Here is a 17,405-nt window from a genome sequence, read left to right as displayed (position 1 = left end):
AGAATAGCCGCGTGACTTCCCCCCGCGACCTCGTCCTGCTCGGGTCCACCGGTTCGATCGGCACGCAGGCCATCGACATCGTCCGGCGCAACCCGGACCGGTTCCGGGTGGTCGCCATCGGTGCGGGCGGTGGCAACGTCGAGCTGCTCGCCGCGCAGGCCCTGGAGTTGGGCGTCGAGGCGGTCGGGGTGGCCAAGGCGTCCGCCGCGCAGGATCTCCAGCTCGCGTTCTACGCCGAGGCGAGCCGGCGCGGGTGGGCAACCGGGGACTTCAAGCTTCCCAAGATCGTGGCCGGTCCGGACGCGATGACCGAGCTGGCCCAGTGGCCGTGCGACGTCGTGCTCAACGGGGTGGTCGGCTCGCTGGGCCTCGCTCCTACGCTGGCCGCGCTGCGTGGTGGTCGTACCCTCGCGTTGGCCAACAAGGAGTCGCTCGTGGCCGGCGGCCCGCTGGTCAAGGCCGCGGTGACGCGGCCGGGGCAGATCGTGCCGGTCGACTCGGAGCACTCGGCGCTGGCCCAGTGTCTGCGCTCCGGGACGCGCGGTGAGGTGCGGCGGCTGATCGTCACGGCCAGCGGCGGCCCGTTCCGGGGGCGGCGGCGCGACGAGTTGACGCAGGTCACACCGGAGCAGGCGCTCGCGCACCCGACGTGGAACATGGGGCCGGTCGTCACGATCAACTCGGCGACCATGGTCAACAAGGCGCTTGAGGTGATCGAGGCGCACGAGCTGTTCGACGTGCCGTACACCGACATCACCGTGATGGTGCACCCGCAGTCGGTGATCCACTCGATGGTCGAGTTCGTGGACGGGTCGACGATCGCCCAGGCCAGCCCACCGGACATGCGGCTGCCCATCGCGCTGGGCATCGGCTGGCCGGACCGGGTGCCCGAGGCCGCCACCGCCGTCGACTGGACGGCTTCGCACACCTGGGAGTTCGCGCCGCTGGACGACGCGGCGTTCCCGGCCGTCGCGCTGGCCAAGGCCGCCGGGGAGGCCGGACGGTGCCGCCCGGCGATCTACAACGCGGCGAACGAGGAGTGCGTGGCGGCCTTCGTCGCGGGCCGACTGCCGTTCCTCGGCATCGTCGACACCCTCGAACGAGTGTTGGAGGAGGCTCCAGACTTCGACGAACCAGGTACCGTCGGGGACGTGCTCGCGGCCGAGTCGTGGGCGCGTGCGCATGCGCAGGAGATCATCGCGGGTTCGGTGGAAGGAGCTTGATGTCGTACCTGCTCGGGGTGGTCCTCTTCGCCCTGGCCATCCTCGTCTCGGTGAGTCTGCACGAGGCGGGGCACCTGCTCACCGCCAAGGCGTTCGGGATGAAGGTCACGAAGTACTTCGTCGGCTTCGGCCCCACCATCTGGTCGTTCAAGCGGGGTGAGACCGAGTACGGCCTCAAGGGCATCCCTCTCGGCGGCTTCTGCAAGATCGTCGGGATGACGCCGCAGGACGACGACGTCGAGCCCGGCGACGAGCCGCGGGTGATGTGGCGCTACCCGGTCTGGAAGCGGACGATCGTGATGGCCGCCGGCTCGATCACGCACTTCGCGCTCGCGCTGATCACCATCTGGATCCTCGCCGTCTCCGCCGGCCTGCCCAACCCGGACTTCCCGACCACCGACGCGCAGGCCCGCAAGGAGCCCGCCGTCATCCAGCTCAGCCCCTGCGTGGTGCCGGAGAACGCGCTGCGGGCGTGCACCCCCGCCGACGCGGCCAGCCCGGCCGCTCAGGCGCAGCTACGCGACGGCGACCGGATCACCTCGATCAACGGCACGCCGATCGGCAACTACGGCGACCTGCTGACCACGCTGCGCAGTCTCAAGCCGGGCGACACCACGCGGATCGAGTACGTCCGCGACGGGCAGGCGGTCAGCACCAGCACGGTGCTCGCGCAGACCCAGCGTCCACCGCTGGACGACCCGAAGGGCGCCGCCGCGCCGGTGGCCGCGCTCGGCGTCGGTCTCGTGCCCAGCACCCCCACCCGCGTGACGTACGGGCCGGGGGCCGCCTTCGGGGCCACCGCCGACTTCACCGGTCAACTCGCCGTCGGCACCGCCCAGGCGTTGCAGCGCATCCCGCAGAAGGTGCCCGCCCTGTGGACCGCCCTCACCGGCGGCGAGCGGGACGTGGACACCCCGATCAGCGTGGTCGGCGCCAGCCGACTCGGCGGCGAGGCCGTGGAGAACAACGCCTGGCTGGTCTTCTTCATGCTCTTCGTGTCGCTGAACTTCTTCATCGGGGTGTTCAACCTGCTGCCGCTCCTCCCGGTGGACGGCGGCCACATCGCCATCGCCTGGTTCGAGCGGGTCCGCTCCTGGGTCTACGCCCGGATCGGCCGGGCCGACCCGGGCCGGGTCGACTACCTCAAACTGATGCCCTTCACGTACGCGGTGATCCTGATCGGCGGCGCGTTCACGCTGCTCACCATCGCCGCGGACGTCGTCAACCCGATCACGCTCTTCTCAAGGTGAGTGCCTGAAGTGACCGCTATCAGTCTCGGTATGCCCGCCGTGCCGCCCCCGCCGCTCGCTCCCCGCCGGGCCAGCCGCCAGATCATGGTCGGTTCGGTGCCCGTCGGCGGCGGTGCGCCGGTGTCCGTGCAGTCGATGACCACGACCCTCACCTCCGACGTCAACGCGACCCTGCAGCAGATCGCCGAGCTGACCGCGTCCGGCTGCCAGATCGTCCGGGTGGCGGTGCCGTCGCAGGACGACGTCGAGGCGCTGCCCGCGATCGCCAAGAAGTCGCAGATCCCGGTGATCGCCGACATCCACTTCCAGCCCAAGTACGTCTTCGCCGCGATCGACGCGGGCTGCGCGGCGGTCCGGGTCAACCCGGGCAACATCCGGCAGTTCGACGACAAGGTCAAGGAGATCGCTCGTGCCGCCGGGGACGCGGGGGTGCCGATCCGGATCGGCGTCAACGCGGGCTCGTTGGACAAGCGGCTGCTGACCAAGTACGGCAAGGCCACCGCCGAGGCGCTTGTCGAGTCGGCGCTGTGGGAGTGCTCGCTGTTCGAGGAGCACGGCTTCCGCGACATCAAGATCTCGGTCAAGCACAACGACCCGGTCGTGATGATCCGCGCGTACCGGCAGCTCGCCGAGCAGTGCGACTACCCGCTGCACCTCGGCGTCACCGAGGCCGGGCCGGCCTTCCAGGGCACCATCAAGTCGGCGGTCGCGTTCGGCGCGCTGCTGGCCGAGGGGATCGGCGACACCATCCGGGTGTCGCTGTCCGCCCCGCCGGTCGAGGAGATCAAGGTCGGCAACCAGATCCTGGAGTCCCTCGGTCTGCGCGAGCGCGGTCTGGAGATCGTCTCCTGCCCGTCCTGCGGGCGGGCCCAGGTGGACGTCTACAAGCTCGCCGAGGAGGTCACCGCCGGCCTGGAAGGGCTGCCGGTGCCGCTGCGGGTCGCCGTCATGGGCTGCGTCGTGAACGGTCCGGGCGAGGCCCGCGAGGCCGACCTCGGGGTCGCCTCCGGCAACGGCAAGGGCCAGATCTTCGTCAAGGGCCAGGTCGTCAAGACGGTGCCCGAGGCGCAGATCGTGGAGACGCTGATCGAGGAGGCGCTGCGCATCGCCGACGAGATGGGCGCCGAGCTTCCCGAGGAGCTGCGCGGGCTGGTCACCGGCCCGACGGTCACCGTGCACTGAGTCAGTTCGACGAATACGGGCCGTTCCCCCTCGGGGAGCGGCCCGCATTCGTTCTGCCGATCTCACTCGGATTCGGCGAGGATCGCGTACAGCTTGCGCCGGGTCTCGTCGAGCACCTGGGCGGCCCGCTCACGCTGGTCGTCGGTGCCGTTCATCATCACCTGACGCAGGGCGTTCATCGCCTGCGCGCCGGAGTCGCGGATGTCGTGCCAACTGCTCACGGTGCCCTGGGCGACATCCGCCCACGCCGGGGTCTGCGCGGCCGCGGTGGCCTCCGCCTGCCCGGCCTCGGTGACCGTGAACCGCTTGCGCCCACCGCTGGACTCCTCGGTGCTGGCGGCGATCACACCCTCGTCCTCCAGGAGTTGAAGGGTGGGGTAGATCGAACCCGGGCTGGGCCGCCAGGCGCCGCCGGTGCGCGAGTCGATCTCCTGGATCATCTCGTAGCCGTGCATCGGCCGCTCGGTGAGCAGGGCCAACACCGCGCCACGGACGTTGGGGCGGCGGCCCCTGCCCCGTCCGCGACCGCGTCCGCCCCAGGGGCCGCCGTGCTCGTGGCCGTGGCCGTGCGGGCCGGGCGGGACCGGCGGGAAGCCGAACCCCCGCATCCGCGCCTCGTGCATCGGGTGGTGCTGTCGATGGAACCTCATGCGGTTCTTCCTCTCTCCGTACTGTCGCTGATGCATCAACGATATATCGGCAATGCATCGCCGGCAAGGCCCTACTTATAAACCGTACGTACGTCTTGTTAAGGTGTCGGGCATGCGTCTGCTCCCACCGCCCGGCCCGGCCCGGATCCTCACCATCGGCACCCTGGTCAAGACCGTCGGGCGGGGCCTGTGGCTGGTCGCCAGCGCGCTCTTTCTCACCCGCTCGGTCGGCCTCTCGGCCACCCAGGTCGGTGTCGGGCTGACCATCTCGGCGCTCGTCGGCGTGCTCGCGAGCGCGCCGAGCGGCTACCTGGCCGACCGCGTCGGGCCACGCGGCGCACAGGTCGGCGGGCTGATCGCGGCCAGCGTCCTGACCGCCGGGCTGATCACCGTCCGCTCGTTCCCCGCCTTCCTGCTGGTCGGCGCCGCCACGGCGCTCGCCGACGCGGTCGAGCGCGGCGCCCGGGGAGCGCTCATCGCCGGCTCGATCCCGGCCGACCAGCGGGTGCACACCCGCGCCTACCTGCGAGCCACCACCAACGTCGGGATCTCCGTCGGCGCCGTCCTCGGCGGCTTCGCCATCGCCGCCGACACCCGCGCCGGCTACCTCACGCTGATCCTGACCACGGCGGCGGCGTCGCTGGCCGCAGCGGCGATCTCCGTCCGGCTGCCCACCGTCGCACCCGTCGCCGCCCCGACGCGAGGACCCCGGCTGGTCGCCCTACGGGACCGCCCGTTCCTCGCCTTCACCCTGCTCGACGGGCTGATGTCCATGCACTTCAGCCTGCTCACCCTCGCCCTGCCGTTGTGGATCGCCGGGCACACCACCGCGCCGGCCTGGATGATCTCGGTGTTGACGCTGGTCAACACCGCGCTGGTGGTGCTCCTGCAGGTACGCGCGGCACGCAGCGCCGTCACCCTGCCGGGGGCCGCCCGCGCGTCCCGCCGGGCGGGGGCCGTCATCGCGCTGGCCTGCGTACTGTTCGCCGCCAGCGGCGCGCTGCCCACACCGGGCGCCATCGGCCTGCTCTGCTGCGGGTCGCTGGCGCACGTGATCGGGGAGCTGTGGCACTCCGCCGCCGGATGGGGGATCTCCTTCGGGCTGGCGCCCGCCGACGCGCACGGGCAGTACCAGGGGACGTACGGCATGGGTTACGAGCTGGGCAAGATGCTCGCGCCCGTCGTGGTGACCAGCCTCGCCCTCGGTTGGGGCGTATTGGGATGGCTCGCGCTGGGCGGGCTGTTCCTCCTGCTCGGTGCCCTGGTTCCCCCGGTCGTCCGGTGGGCCGGCCGGACCCGCCCGACCAGCCCGGTCGCCGCGCCGCTGACCGTCTGACGGCCGGGCTCGCCACTCGGCCGGCGGGGCGGGGGGTCGATCTGGCAGGCTGGTAGTCGTGCTGACGGTGCCGGTACGGCAACTGGGGGAATCGGAGCGCCGCGCGGTCGAGCGCCTCCTCGACCGTGACCCGTTCGCGGGCGCGCAGGTCGCGGAGCGCATCGCCGCGCGCGGGCTCTCCTGGTGGCGGGCCGAAGGGCGGATCCTGGGGTACGGCACCCGGCGCAACCTCGAATCGCTGTGCTGGCTCGGTGGCAACCTGACGCCGGTGCTCGCCACCGACGCCGCTGTGTCCGCCTTCGCCGACCTGCTCGCGGGGGAGGAGCGGCTCTGCTCCTCCATCGTCGGCCGCGCCGACGCCGTCCTCGGCCTCTGGGACCGGCTCTCCGGCACGTGGGGCCCGGCCCGCGACGTCCGCCCCAACCAGCCGCTGTTGGTCACCGACACACTGCCGGCCGTACCGGCCGATCCAGAGGTACGCCGCGTCCGCTCCGGCGAGGTCGACCGGCTGTTTCCGGCGGCCGTCGCCATGTACACCGAGGAGGTGGGTGTCTCCCCGCTCGCCGAGGACGCCGGCCGCAGCTACCGCCGCAGAGTCAACGACCTGGTCCGCGCCGGTCGCGCGTACGCCCGGTTCGTCGACGGCAAGGTCGTGTTCAAGGCCGAGCTGGCCGTGGTGACCAAACGGACCGCTCAGGTCCAGGGCGTCTGGGTCGCGCCGGAGTGGCGGGGCCGGGGCATCGCCGCCGGTGCGATGGCCGCCGTCGTACGCGACGCGCTGCTCCGGGCCGCCCCCACGGTCAGCCTGTACGTCAACGACTTCAACCTGCCGGCCCGCCGGGTGTACGAGCGGTGCGGCTTCCAGCCGGTCGGCACGCTCGCCACCGTCCTCTTCTGAGCCCGAGCCGGGGTTGGGTATGCCGATGGCCGGCACCCGTTCTCGGGTGCCGGCCATCGGTCGGGGTGGTGCGGTGGGTCAGCTGTTCCAGTGCTGGGCGACGAGGTCGGTGGCCTGCTGCTCCCACTGGGCGTAGGCGTCGGGGTAGGCGGAGACCTGCACGGTCTGGGCGGCCTTGGTCAGCGGCATGTCCTGCCAGCCGTCAACCTGACGCAGGCCCTTGAGGAACGCGGTGGTGGAGTACTCGGGGTTGGTGATCTGCTCGGGGGTGCCCCAACCACTGGAGGGGCGCTGCTGGAACAGGCCCTGCGAGTCGTGGTCGTTGGCGTCGCCGAGGTGACCCAGGTTCTCCAGCTTGGACTCCTGCAGGCTCGTGGCGATCGAGATGACCGCGGCGCGTTCGGGCAGGCCGGCCTTCTTCGTGGCGGCGATGATCGCCTTGACGTTGGCGGTCTGCTCGTCGTTGAGGGTGATGTGCGACTGGGCGCCCTGCGGCTTCGACGCCGCGGTGTGTACGGCTGCCGCGGCCGGCTTGGCATCAACGGGGTTGGCGTGCGCGGCGATCGGGCCGGCGAAGACACCACCGGCGAACGCGATACCGGCAACGGACAGCATGCTCTTGCGGAAGATCGTGTTCATGGGGGTAGCTCCTTCGGGGGTAGGAACACCACACACCACCATCGGGGGACGGTGACGCGGGTGTGAGCACCTCGTCCGGCGCTGCACAAACAGGGGAAAGTCTGCGGGGCGGCCGGCGAACCCGGGGGTTCGCGGCGCGGGCGACCTGCGAGCGGGGGCTCGTGGCGCCGGGACCGTATGTAACGACCACCGGCCCGAGGTCATTCCCGGGGGCGGCCCGCGAGCGGGGCTCGTGGCGCCGGACCGTGTGTAACGACCGCCGGGCCGGGGTCATTCCCGGGCCCTGACCGGGGCCAGGCCCTGGGGGCGAGCCCACGGTCGTTCGGGGATCTGCAACGACCCGGCCCGACCGGCCATTCCCATCCCAGTCGAACCGGGCGGGGTGGTCGTGGTCCTGCGATCGTCGGGTATGTAACGACCCCCGGCCCGCCACGATTCCGCCCGACGGATGCGACCGGTCACACCTGGGCGCCGCTCGTCGAAGCCGTCGCCGTCGACGCCGCCGTCAGGCGGGCCCAACGGCCGTCCGGAAACGGACGTCCCGCCCATCTGGCGCAGCGAACGCCGCCGGAGGGTGCGTCTGGGTGGTGATCGACTCGGGTCCGCCGATGTCGGGGTATCCGGGGCGGGTTGATACCCCGACATCGCCGACCTCGTGTTGATCACGCCAAGCGGCGGAGCCGGCTCGGCGGCACGCATCCACGCGCGGGTGATGACCGGGATCACGCGTCCCAGACGGGCGCGAACCCGACCAGCACGCCTAGGCTGGGCCATGTTTTTAGACTGACCAGTCAGTACAGTGATCGGGGTGGGCGTGATGGTCGTCGAGGCGAGGGGTCTTGGCCTGCGTACCGCCCGAGGGTGGGTTTTTCGGGGTGTCGACCTTGCGGTCAACGCGGGTGAGCTGCACGCGATCGTCGGGGTGCCCGGTAGCGGACGGACCTCTCTGCTCCTCGCCCTGGCGAGCCGCTTCCCCACTAGCGAAGGCCAGTTGGAGCGCCGTGCGGTGGCGGCGCTCGGTCAGGTGGCCGGGGTGCACGAGCCCGACCCGGAGTTGACGGTCGCCGAGCACATCTCGGAACGACTGTCGCTGCTTGGGCGGCGAGCTGACCGCGCCGGACCCACGGCCCTTCGTGGCGGTGCGGCGGGCGAGTTCGCGGCTGTCGGGCTTGCCGACGCTGCCGAAAGCGAAAGCGAAAGCGCTGGTGAAGGCGGAGGCGGCCGAAGGTCGACGGGCCGTCGAGGGTTCTTCGGGTGCGGCACGGTGGGCGGTCGACCAATTGGCCGTCGCGGGTGGCCGAGACAGGGCCGGCGGGACGCGGTCGCCGCAGTTGTCGAAGGTGCCGGACTGGGCACGGACATCCCGCTCGACCCGGCCAGCCGAGGACGGGACCTGACCCCGGTGCAGCGCCAGATCCTCGGGCTGGTGCTCGCCACCCTCGCGGGGCCGGGGCTGATCCTTGCCGACGACATCGACGCGGGTACGGACGATGCGGACCGCGCCCTGCTCTGGGGCCTTCTCGGTCGGCTGACCGACCGGGGCATCGCGGTGGTGGTGACCGCCCGCGAGGTGGAACCGCATTCGCCGTCGATCGTGCACCGACTGGGCCCGTCCACAACCGCTGTTGCCGTCGGGGCCGCCGCCGGCCAGGACGCCGAGGTGAACCGATGAGTGTTGTCCGACTGGCCTGGTTCGAGTTGCGCCGGATGACCCGGGGGCGGCTGCCGCGCGCCGCGCTGGCCGTGCTGACCGTCGTGCCGCTGCTCTACGGGGCGCTCTACCTCTACGCCTTCTGGGATCCGTACGGAAAGATGGACCGGATTCCGGTCGCCCTGGTGAACGCCGACCGGCCGGCGACGGCCAGCGACGGGTCGGTGGTGCACGCCGGGCAGGACCTGACCGACGAGCTGATCGACCGTCGGGTGTTCGGCTGGCAGGTCACCGATGCCGAGGACGCCGACGCGGGGTTGCGCAACGGCCGTTACCACCTGGTGTTCTCCATTCCGGCGGACTTCTCGGCGACGCTCGCCGCGAGCCCGGAGCCCGGCCAGCGGGCCCAGCGGGGCGAGCTGAAGGTGGTCAACGACGACGCCACCAACTACCTGTCCGGTCTGCTCGCCCGCTCGGCGTTCAGCGAGATCCGGGCCGCCGCGGCCGAGAGCGCCGCATCCGGTTACTTCGCCCGGATGCTGGTGGGCTTCACCGATGCCAAGGCCGAGACTCATCGGGCCGCCGACGGCGCCGGTCAGCTCGCCGACGGGCTGGGCAGCTCCGAGGCGGGCGCGGGTCGTATCGCCGACGGGTTGGACAGCTCGGCCGACGGTGCCGGGCAGGTCGCAGACGGGTTGGACAGCTCCGCCGCCGGGGCGGGCCGGCTCTCCGCCGGCCTGGACGCGAGCGCGCGGGGCGCCGACGAGTTGGCCACCGGGCTGGATCAACTGCGGACCGGTGCCGCGCAGCTCGCCGACGGCACCGCGCGCGCCGCGACGGCGACCCGCGCGGTGGCCAGCAGGGTGGACGGCGCGGCCGCGACGATCGAGCCGGTGCTGCGGGAGAACGCCGAGCAGATCGAGCGGTCGGCGACGGCCATCGCCGACGGGGCGCAGGCGCTCGCCGACGGTCTGGACGCTCTGCCGCAGCGTGCGCAGAAGGCCCAGACCCAGGCCCAGGTGGTGCGCGATCGGCTCGACGCCCTGGTCGCCGCGCACCCGGAGCTGGCCGACGATCCGACCGTCGTCGCCGCCCGGACGGCGGCAGTGGCCGGAGTCGAGGCGGCGCGGGCGGTCGTCGATGGTCTCGACCAGGCCGACCTGACCGCGCTGCGCGAGCGGATGACCGTGGTGGCCGCCACGGCGCGGCAGATCGCCGCCGCGGCGCCGCACCTGGCCGACGACGTGGCCGCCGCACGCGGCAAGGTCGACGAGCTGGCAGCCGGGCTGGGCACCCTCGCCGACGGCAGTGCCCAACTGCGCGACGGTCTCGGCGACGCGGCGACCGGGGCCGAGCAGCTGCGCGGCGGGCTGTTCCGCCTGGCCACCGGGGCCCGCGAGCTGGACGGCGGGCTCGACCGGCTCAGCGTCGGCGGCGACCGGCTCGCCGACGGCCTGGTCCGGCTGGAGAGCGGCGCCGGCGAGTTGGCCTCCGGGCTGACCCGGCTGGGCGGCGGGGCCGGTGACCTCGCCGACGGCCTGGCCGACGGAGAGAAGAAGATTCCGGGGTACGACGACGCGGACGCCCGCTCCGGCATCCTCGGCGATCCGGTGTCACTGGACCGTTCGGCCCGCCACCCGGCCGGCTCGTACGGGGTCGGCTTCGCGCCGTACTTCCTCGGTCTGGCGCTCTGGGTCGGCGCGATGATCACATACATGCTGCTGCGGCCGGTCAACCGGCGGCACGTCATGTCCGGCGCTCCCGTAGGGAGGGTCGCGCTGGCCGGCTGGCTGCCCGCCGCGGCGGTCGGGCTGGCCCAGGCCGGTGTCCTCTTCACCGTGGTGACGCTGGTGCTGGGGCTGGACCCGGTGCGCCCCGCCGCGACGCTGGGTCTGCTGGCGCTGGTCTCGCTCGCCTTCACCGCGATCATGCAGTGGCTGGGCGCCCAGCTCGGCCCCGCCGGGCGGCTCGCCGCGCTGGCCCTGCTGATGCTTCAGCTCACGTCCTCGGGCGGCACCTACCCGGTCCAGACCTCGCCCGCCTTTTTCCAGGCCATCCACCCCTGGTTGCCGATGAGCTACGTGGTGGCCGGGCTGCGCCACACCATCAACGGCGGCCCGGCTGGCCCGGTGGTGACGGCGGTGCTCGTGCTGCTCGGTTTCACGGTGGCGGCGCTGGCCCTGACCGCCAGCGCGGCCCGTCGCTCACGCCGGCTCACCCCGGCGAAGCTGCACCCCGAGCTGACCATGTGAGGATGGGCCGGTGACGGACGGACGGTCGAGACGGCGGGAGGACACGCGTCAGCGGCTCTTCGTCGCCGCGGTGGACCTCATCGCCGAGCGCGGCTTCTCCGCGACCACCGTGGACGACATCGCGGCCCGGGCCGGTGTCGCGAAGGGCACGGTCTACTACAACTTCGAGTCCAAGACGGTGCTCTTCGAGGAGCTGTTGCGCCACGGCATCGGCCTGCTCACCGCCGAGTTCCGGGCGGCGGTCGCCGGGCAGCCGCCGCGCGCCGCGCTGGCGGCCCTGGTGCGCGCCGAACTGGAGTACATCCGCCGGTACCGGGCCTTCGCCCAACTGCTGCTGTCGGAGATGTGGCGGACCAACCGGGAGTGGCAGCAGACGTTGCGGCTGTTACGCGGCGAGGCGATCGCGGTGATCGCCGAGACCGTACGGGCCGGGGTGGACAGCGGGGACCTGCCGGCCGATCTGGACGTGCCCACCGCCTCCTCGGCGCTGTTCGGGGTGGGTCTGGTGGTGGCCGTGGACTGGCTGGTGTTCCAGCCCGACCGGCCCATCGACGACGTGCAGGAGGCGCTGCTCGGCATCGTGCGCCGCGTCGCTCAGACCTGACCGCAAGCCCTGCTCAGGGCTCCGTGATCTGTGGGGCACCTCGCCGCGCCGTCTGACGCTGGCCGGCTGACGGTCGGGCGACTGCCGGTGACGGCAGCCGCCCGACCGGCGGGAATCACCAGGCGCGGGCGTACTGGGCGGGCCCGCTGTACGCGCCGCCGAGCTTCGCCGCGGCGCGGCGCGGCCAGTACGGGTCGCGCAGCAGCTCCCGGCCGAGCAGCACCAGGTCGGCCTCGCCGCTGGCGACGATCTGCTCGGCGTGCTCCGGCTCGACGATCAGGCCGACCGCGCCGGTCGGCACGCCCGCCTCGCGGCGAATCTGGGCGGCCAGCGGCACCTGGTAGCCGGGGCCGAGCGGGATGCGCTGGTCGGCGCTGACGCCGCCGGAGGAGGTGTCAACCAGGTCGACGCCGACGCCGGCCAGTTCACCGGCGAGCACCACGCTGTCCTCGACGGTCCAGCCGCCCTCGACCCAGTCGGTGGCGGAGATCCGGGTCAGCACCGGCACGCTCTCGCCGACCGCGGCGCGCACCGCACGGGCGACGTCCAGGGTGAGCCGCATCCGGGCGGCCCGGTCGCCGCCGTAGGAGTCGGTGCGGTGGTTGGTCAGCGGCGACAGGAACTCGTTGAGCAGGTAACCGTGCGCGGCGTGGATCTCCACGGCGGCGAAACCGGCCGCGAGGGCCCGCTCGGCGCCGGCGGCGAACGCGTCGACCACGCGGGCGATGCCCGCCGCGTCGAGGGCGGTCGGCGTCCGGTAGCCGGGAGTGAACGGCTCGGACCCGGGAGCGACGGGCGTCCAACCACCCTCGGCGTCCGGCACTCCGCCGCGCTCCGGCGCCCACGGGCGGTAGGTGGAGGCCTTGAAACCGGCGTGCGCGAGCTGGACGGCCGGCACCGCACCGTGGGCGGCGACGAACGCGGTCACCGGTCGCCAGGCGTCCACGTGCGCGTCGGACCACAGCCCGGTGTCCTGCGGGGAGATCCGGCCCTCGGGGAGTACGGCGGTCGCCTCGGTCAGCACCAGTCCGGCCCCGCCGACCGCGCGGGTGCCGAGGTGGATGAGGTGCCAGTCGGTGGGCAGGCCGTCCGCTCCGGCCGAGTACTGGCACATCGGCGCCACGGCGATCCGGTTGGGCAGGGTGACGCCGCGCAGGGCCAGGGGAGTGAACAGGGCGCTCATGGGGTCATCCTTTCCAAAACGGCGACGGGCCCCGGGTGAGGGGCCCGTCGCCGTGCAGTGAGCTGTCAGGCAGGGACGGGGCTGAGCTCGGGCCGGGTGTCGGCGACCGGCTCCGGGTCGACGAGATCCCGCCGGCCCGCGGACTCGTACGCGGCCCGGTCGAGGGTGCCCTCACGGGCGGCGACGACGGTCGGCACGAGCGCCTGCCCGGCCACGTTGGTGGCGGTGCGGATCATGTCCAGGATCGGGTCGATGGCCAGCAGCAGGCCGGCGCCGGCCAGCGGCAGACCCAGCGTGCTCAGGGTGAGGGTGAGCATGACGATCGCTCCGGTCAGGCCGGCGGTGGCCGCCGAGCCGACCACCGAGACGAACGCGATGAGCAGGTAGTCGGTGACGCCGAGCTGCACGCCGAACACCTGCGCCACGAAGATCGCGGCGAGGGCCGGGTAGATCGCGGCGCAGCCGTCCATCTTCGTAGTGGCGCCGAACGGCACCGCGAACGAGGCGTACTCGCGGGGGACGCCGAGCCGCTCGACGGAGCGCTGGGTCACCGGCATGGTGCCCACCGAGGAGCGGGACACGAAGGCCAGCTCGATCGCGGGCCACGCGCCGGCGAAGAAGCGCAGCGGGTTGAGCCGGCCGGCGAGGATCAGCACCAGCGGGTAGACCACGAACAGCACGATGGCGCAGCCGACGTAGACGGCGGTGGTGAACTTGGCGAGGGGCGCCAGCAGGTCCCAGCCGTACGACGCGACGGCGTTGCCGATCAGGCCGAGGGTGCCGATCGGGGCGAGGCGGATGACCCACCAGAGCGCCTTCTGGACGATGGCCAGCACCGAGCGGTTGAGGCTCACGAACGGCTCGGCGGCCTCGCCGATGAGCAGCGCGGCGGCGCCGACCACCAGGGCGAGGAAGACGATCTGAAGGACGTTGCCCTCGACGAACGCGCCGACCGGGTTGGTCGGCACGATGCCGGTGAGGAAGTCGGTCCAAGAGCCGGTCTTCTTCGGCGCGGTGGCGCCGGCCACGTCGAGGGTGACGCCCTTGCCAGGGTCGGTGAGCAGGCCGAGGCCGATGCCGATGCTCACCGCGATCAGCGCGGTGATGCCGAACCACATCAGGGTCTTGAGCGCGAGCCGGGCGGCGTTGGCCACGCCGCGCAGGCTGACCACGCTGACCACGATGGCGGTGAAGACCAGCGGCGGCACGGCCAGCTTGAGGAGCTGGATGAAGAGGCTGCCGACGGTGTGCAGGGTGCTGGTCAGCCAGCTCAGGTCGTTGCTGCGGGCCAGGAAGCCGAGCGCGACGCCGAGCACGAGGCCGAGGAGGATCTGCACGGAGAAGGGAATTTTGCGCAGGCCGAAGGGCATGAGATGTCCACTTGTCTGATCTGGTCGGGGTAGGCGCGTGGTGGGCGGCTACGCCGGACAGATGCCGCTGGCCTGCAGTCGGAGATCGACATACAGGCGAACGGTGAGATCCCAGATGTTGGTCATCACTCGCCGACGATACGCCGATCGGCGCGATCTGCAAGGCGCGATGGCCGTGACGCTCCTTACAAACCCTGCTCGCGGCGGGCCAGGGCCAGGGCCGTGCCGGTGGCCGCGCCCCACAACACCGCGAGCCCGAGAACCAGCCGCTCCACCACGCCGACCAGGGCGCCCCGGCCGACCACGAGCATGGCCAACCCGATCGTCGCGCACAGCGGCAGGGCGAGCACGGCCGTGCCGGCCGCCAACCGGCGGACCATTGCCCCGGCCGGCCCGGACACGGCCAGCGCGACCATGGCGAGGACCACCGCCGCCGTCGCCGCGATGCTCGCGCCCCCGTGCACCAGGTCGGCCACCGTGGTCCGCTCGAACGGCGGCAGTGGGCAGCCGGCGGAGCAGGTCACCGCCCCGGACACCGCGGTGAGCACCGCGCCGGTGGCGAGCAGCGCCGGCACCACCCGTACCCCGGGAGGCAGCGCCGCGGCGATCAGCAGCAACGCGCCGGCCAGGGCGAGAACCCCGATCCGGTACGTCACCGCGTGCGCGCTGCCAGCGATGCCCGCCTCGCTCACGTACCCGGTCAGACCGGGACCGGGACCGGCGACGACCGCGACCGTCACCGCGACCGCGCCGGCCACCGCGCAGCCGGCGGCGGCGGACCCGGCGACCCGGCGGGCGACGTCCCCGCGGGTGGCGGGTGCCGTCGCGGTGCCGGCCCGCCCCGGCTCAGCCACGCCCGTGCGGCGTCGTCCAACCGGACTCATCGGGCCCCAGCGGCACGATGCCGGTCGGGTTGATCTCGCGGTGGGTCCCGTAGTAGTGCCGCTTGATGTGGTCGAAGTCCACCGTCTCGCCGAAGCCCGGGGTCTGGAACAGGTCCCGGGCGTACGCCCAGAGCACCGGCATCTCGGTCAGCTTGCTGCGGTTGCACTTGAAGTGCCCGTGGTACGCGGCGTCGAAGCGCACCAGCGTGGTGAACAGCCGCACGTCGGCCTCGGTGATCGTGTCTCCCATCAGGTAGCGCTGCCCGGCCAGCCGTTCGGACAGCGCGTCCAGTCGGGCGAAGAGCGCCCGGAACGCCTCGTCGTACGCCTCCTGCGAGGTGGCGAACCCGCACCGGTAGACGCCGTTGTTGACGTCGGTGTGGATCTCGGCCATCAACGCGTCCAGCTCCGGGCGCAGCGCGACCGGGTACAGGTCGGGTGCACCGGGCGCGTGCAGCGACCGCCACTCGGTGGAGAAGTCGAGGGTGAGCTGCGGGTAGTCGTTGGTGACCACCCGGCCGGTCAGCGTGTCGACAAGCGCCGGCACGGTCACCCGGCCGGTGTAGTCCGCGTCGGTGGCCAGGTACGCCTCGGAGAGGAAGCTGACACCGAGGACGGGGTCGAAGCCGTCCGGGTCGAGGGCGAACGCCCAGCCGCGCTCGTCCCGGATCGGGTCGACGGTGCCCAGCGAGATCGCGTCGTCCAGCCCGAGCAGGCCGCGCACGATCCTCGCCCGGTGCGCCCACGGGCACGCGCGGCACCAGATCAGCCGGTACCGGCCGGCCTCCAGGGGCCAGCGATCCTGCTCGTCCGGGCCGCCACCCGGCGGGGAGGCCGAGTCGGCGGTGACCCGACCGGTGAAGCGGTTGGGCTGGCGGACGAAAACGCCACCACGGCTGGTCTCTGCGCTGAACTGGGCCCGGGCCATGCCGCCAACCTATCCGCTGGGAGCGTGGATATCCTGGCGGCTGGGGAGTCCCCTGCGACCCGGTGGACGCCCTCACCCCCGCCCTTCCCACCCCCGAAGGACTCGCGATGACCGTGGCATACCTGGTGGCCGGTGTCCGTACCCCCATCGGCCGGTACGCCGGCGCGCTGGCCGGCGTCCGCCCCGACGACCTGGCCGCGCACGTGATCCGCGAGTTGGTCGCCCGGCATCCGTCGGTGGACTGGGCCCGCGTCGACGACGTCGTGCTCGGCTGCGCCAACCAGGCCGGCGAGGACAACCGCAACGTGGCCAGGATGGCGGCGCTGCTCGCCGGCCTGCCCGAGGAGGTGCCGGGCAGCACGGTCAACCGGCTCTGCGGCTCCGGCCTGGACGCCCTCGCCATCGCCGCCCGGTCCATCGTGGCCGGCGAGGCGGACCTGGTGGTCGCCGGTGGGGTGGAGAGCATGAGCCGGGCGCCGTTCGTCGTGCCGAAGGCGACCTCGGCGTACTCCCGCTCGGCCGAGATGTACGACACGACCCTGGGCTGGCGGCTGGTCAACCCGCTGATGCGGGACGGCTGGGGGGTCGACTCGATGCCGGAGACGGCGGAGAACGTGGCCGCCGAGTACGGCGTCGACCGGGCCGAGCAGGACGCCTTCGCGTACCGGTCGCAGCAGCGCGCCGCCAAGGCGCAGGCCGACGGCCGGTTTGCCGAGGAGATCGTGCCGGTGTCCGTGCCCGCGGGTCGCCGGGAGACCCGACTGGTCGAGGTCGACGAGCACCCCCGGGAGACGTCGCTGGAGAAGCTGGCCGCGCTGCCCACCCCGTTCCGGGACGGCGGCACGGTGACCGCCGGCAACTCGTCGGGCGTCAACGACGGGGCGGTCGCGCTGCTGGTGGCCAGCGAAGCGGCGGTGCGGCGGTACGGCCTCACCCCGCTGGCCCGCATCGGCGGCGCGGCGACGGCCGGCGTACCGCCGCGGATCATGGGAATCGGCCCGGTGCCGGCCACCCGCAAGCTGCTCGACCGGGTCGGCGTGGAGCTGGGCGCGGTGGACGTCGTCGAGCTGAACGAGGCGTTCGCCGCGCAGTCCGTGGCGGTGCTGCGCGAGCTGGGGTTGCCCGTCGACGCCGAGCACGTCAACCCGAACGGCGGCGCGATCGCGCTCGGGCATCCGCTGGGCGCCAGCGGCGCGCGGCTGGCGCTGACCGCCGCTCTGGAGCTGCGCCGTCGCGGCGGCCGCCGGGCCCTCGCCACCATGTGCATCGGCGTCGGGCAGGGCATCTCGCTGCTGCTGGAGTCGGCCGCCAGAGCGCGGAAAGTCACGTGAAGGGATCTCCCGTCCGGGGGAGTC

The 17,405-nt window shown here is 72.7% G+C and carries 15 protein-coding genes; 9 read left to right on the top strand and 6 right to left on the bottom strand.

Annotated elements, in window-relative coordinates:
- Positions 1–11 precede the first annotated feature (11 nt).
- From dxr to ispG, 3 genes are read left to right on the top strand one after another with little or no spacing between them, the layout of a single operon-like run.
- Positions 12–1,223, top strand: a complete 1,212-nt coding sequence (gene dxr / locus OG505_RS19705) for a 1-deoxy-D-xylulose-5-phosphate reductoisomerase (protein ID WP_405426395.1) — start codon at positions 12–14, stop codon at positions 1,221–1,223.
- Positions 1,223–2,473 carry a M50 family metallopeptidase gene (locus OG505_RS19700; protein WP_405426393.1) on the top strand — a complete coding sequence of 417 codons (1,251 nt, stop codon included), beginning with the start codon at positions 1,223–1,225 and terminating at the stop codon, positions 2,471–2,473. The genes dxr and OG505_RS19700 overlap by 1 nt, the downstream gene beginning before the upstream one ends.
- A 9-nt stretch (positions 2,474–2,482) precedes the next feature.
- A complete protein-coding gene (gene ispG / locus OG505_RS19695) occupies positions 2,483–3,655 on the top strand; it encodes a flavodoxin-dependent (E)-4-hydroxy-3-methylbut-2-enyl-diphosphate synthase (protein WP_354856334.1) in 1,173 nt (390 codons plus the stop codon).
- A 62-nt stretch (positions 3,656–3,717) separates the two neighbouring features.
- Here ispG and OG505_RS19690 read toward each other — a convergent pair whose 3' ends face one another.
- A complete protein-coding gene (locus OG505_RS19690; protein ID WP_139586621.1) occupies positions 3,718–4,305 on the bottom strand; it encodes a PadR family transcriptional regulator in 588 nt (195 codons plus the stop codon).
- A 112-nt stretch (positions 4,306–4,417) separates the two neighbouring features.
- On the opposite strand from OG505_RS19690, the gene OG505_RS19685 reads away from it, so the two are divergent.
- Together OG505_RS19685 and OG505_RS19680 are read left to right on the top strand one after the other, a co-directional pair.
- Positions 4,418–5,641, top strand: a complete 1,224-nt coding sequence (locus OG505_RS19685) for an MFS transporter (protein ID WP_405426391.1) — start codon at positions 4,418–4,420, stop codon at positions 5,639–5,641.
- Between the two features lie 58 nt (positions 5,642–5,699).
- Positions 5,700–6,539 carry a GNAT family N-acetyltransferase gene (locus OG505_RS19680; RefSeq protein ID WP_405426389.1) on the top strand — a complete coding sequence of 280 codons (840 nt, stop codon included), beginning with the start codon at positions 5,700–5,702 and terminating at the stop codon, positions 6,537–6,539.
- Positions 6,540–6,617: 78 nt separating this feature from the next.
- Here the strand turns inward: OG505_RS19680 and OG505_RS19675 are convergent, their stop codons facing one another.
- On the bottom strand, positions 6,618–7,178 hold the full coding sequence (locus tag OG505_RS19675) for a hypothetical protein (protein ID WP_405426387.1): 561 nt from the start codon (positions 7,176–7,178) through the stop codon (positions 6,618–6,620).
- 817 nt (positions 7,179–7,995) lie between these two features.
- Here OG505_RS19675 and OG505_RS19670 point away from each other — a divergent pair.
- The 3 genes from OG505_RS19670 to OG505_RS19660 are packed head-to-tail and all read left to right on the top strand — an operon-like array spanning position 7,996 to position 11,685.
- The gene (locus tag OG505_RS19670; RefSeq protein WP_405434609.1) at positions 7,996–8,850 is read left to right on the top strand and encodes an ATP-binding cassette domain-containing protein; all 855 of its coding nucleotides are present in this window, start codon (positions 7,996–7,998) and stop codon (positions 8,848–8,850) included.
- A complete protein-coding gene (locus OG505_RS19665; protein WP_405426386.1) occupies positions 8,847–11,081 on the top strand; it encodes a YhgE/Pip family protein in 2,235 nt (744 codons plus the stop codon). Before OG505_RS19670 ends, OG505_RS19665 begins: the two co-directional genes overlap by 4 nt.
- Positions 11,082–11,091: 10 nt before the next feature.
- Positions 11,092–11,685 (top strand): TetR/AcrR family transcriptional regulator, encoded by a 594-nt coding sequence (locus tag OG505_RS19660; RefSeq protein WP_405426384.1) that lies wholly within the window; start codon positions 11,092–11,094, stop codon positions 11,683–11,685.
- A 115-nt stretch (positions 11,686–11,800) separates the two neighbouring features.
- Here OG505_RS19660 and OG505_RS19655 read toward each other — a convergent pair whose 3' ends face one another.
- The 4 genes from OG505_RS19655 to OG505_RS19640 form a co-directional block, all read right to left on the bottom strand.
- Entirely contained in the window at positions 11,801–12,868 is a 1,068-nt protein-coding gene (locus OG505_RS19655; RefSeq protein ID WP_405426382.1) for an NADH:flavin oxidoreductase/NADH oxidase, read from the bottom strand.
- A gap of 65 nt (positions 12,869–12,933) precedes the next feature.
- The gene (locus OG505_RS19650; RefSeq protein ID WP_405434608.1) at positions 12,934–14,226 is read right to left on the bottom strand and encodes a dicarboxylate/amino acid:cation symporter; all 1,293 of its coding nucleotides are present in this window, start codon (positions 14,224–14,226) and stop codon (positions 12,934–12,936) included.
- Between the two features lie 197 nt (positions 14,227–14,423).
- On the bottom strand, positions 14,424–15,092 hold the full coding sequence (locus OG505_RS19645; protein WP_405426380.1) for a DUF998 domain-containing protein: 669 nt from the start codon (positions 15,090–15,092) through the stop codon (positions 14,424–14,426).
- Positions 15,085–16,050, bottom strand: coding sequence for a glutathione S-transferase family protein (locus OG505_RS19640; protein ID WP_405426378.1), 966 nt, complete (start codon positions 16,048–16,050; stop codon positions 15,085–15,087). The genes OG505_RS19645 and OG505_RS19640 overlap by 8 nt, the downstream gene beginning before the upstream one ends.
- A 107-nt stretch (positions 16,051–16,157) precedes the next feature.
- Here OG505_RS19640 and pcaF point away from each other — a divergent pair, with 107 nt between their 5' ends.
- Positions 16,158–17,381: a 3-oxoadipyl-CoA thiolase gene (pcaF, locus tag OG505_RS19635; RefSeq protein ID WP_405426376.1), complete on the top strand. Its 1,224-nt coding sequence runs from the start codon at positions 16,158–16,160 to the stop codon at positions 17,379–17,381.
- Positions 17,382–17,405: the final 24 nt, after the last annotated feature.

The organism is Micromonospora sp. NBC_00617 (genome assembly GCF_045161355.1).
Taxonomy (GTDB): Bacteria; Actinomycetota; Actinomycetes; order Mycobacteriales; family Micromonosporaceae; genus Micromonospora.
This window is presented reverse-complemented; position numbering and strand designations above follow the sequence as displayed.

Excerpts from the sequence above, each read along its gene's own strand:
- OG505_RS19640 (WP_405426378.1), bottom strand. The coding sequence starts at position 16,050 with ATGGCCCGGGCCCAGTTCAGCGCAGAGACCAGCCGTGGTGGCGTTTTC.
- OG505_RS19685 (WP_405426391.1), top strand. The coding sequence starts at position 4,418 with ATGCGTCTGCTCCCACCGCCCGGCCCGGCCCGGATCCTCACCATCGGC.
- OG505_RS19700 (WP_405426393.1), top strand. The coding sequence starts at position 1,223 with ATGTCGTACCTGCTCGGGGTGGTCCTCTTCGCCCTGGCCATCCTCGTC.
- OG505_RS19670 (WP_405434609.1), top strand. The coding sequence starts at position 7,996 with ATGGTCGTCGAGGCGAGGGGTCTTGGCCTGCGTACCGCCCGAGGGTGG.
- OG505_RS19655 (WP_405426382.1), bottom strand. The coding sequence starts at position 12,868 with ATGAGCGCCCTGTTCACTCCCCTGGCCCTGCGCGGCGTCACCCTGCCC.
- OG505_RS19675 (WP_405426387.1), bottom strand. The coding sequence starts at position 7,178 with ATGAACACGATCTTCCGCAAGAGCATGCTGTCCGTTGCCGGTATCGCG.
- OG505_RS19665 (WP_405426386.1), top strand. The coding sequence starts at position 8,847 with ATGAGTGTTGTCCGACTGGCCTGGTTCGAGTTGCGCCGGATGACCCGG.
- pcaF (WP_405426376.1), top strand. The coding sequence starts at position 16,158 with ATGACCGTGGCATACCTGGTGGCCGGTGTCCGTACCCCCATCGGCCGG.
- OG505_RS19690 (WP_139586621.1), bottom strand. The coding sequence starts at position 4,305 with ATGAGGTTCCATCGACAGCACCACCCGATGCACGAGGCGCGGATGCGG.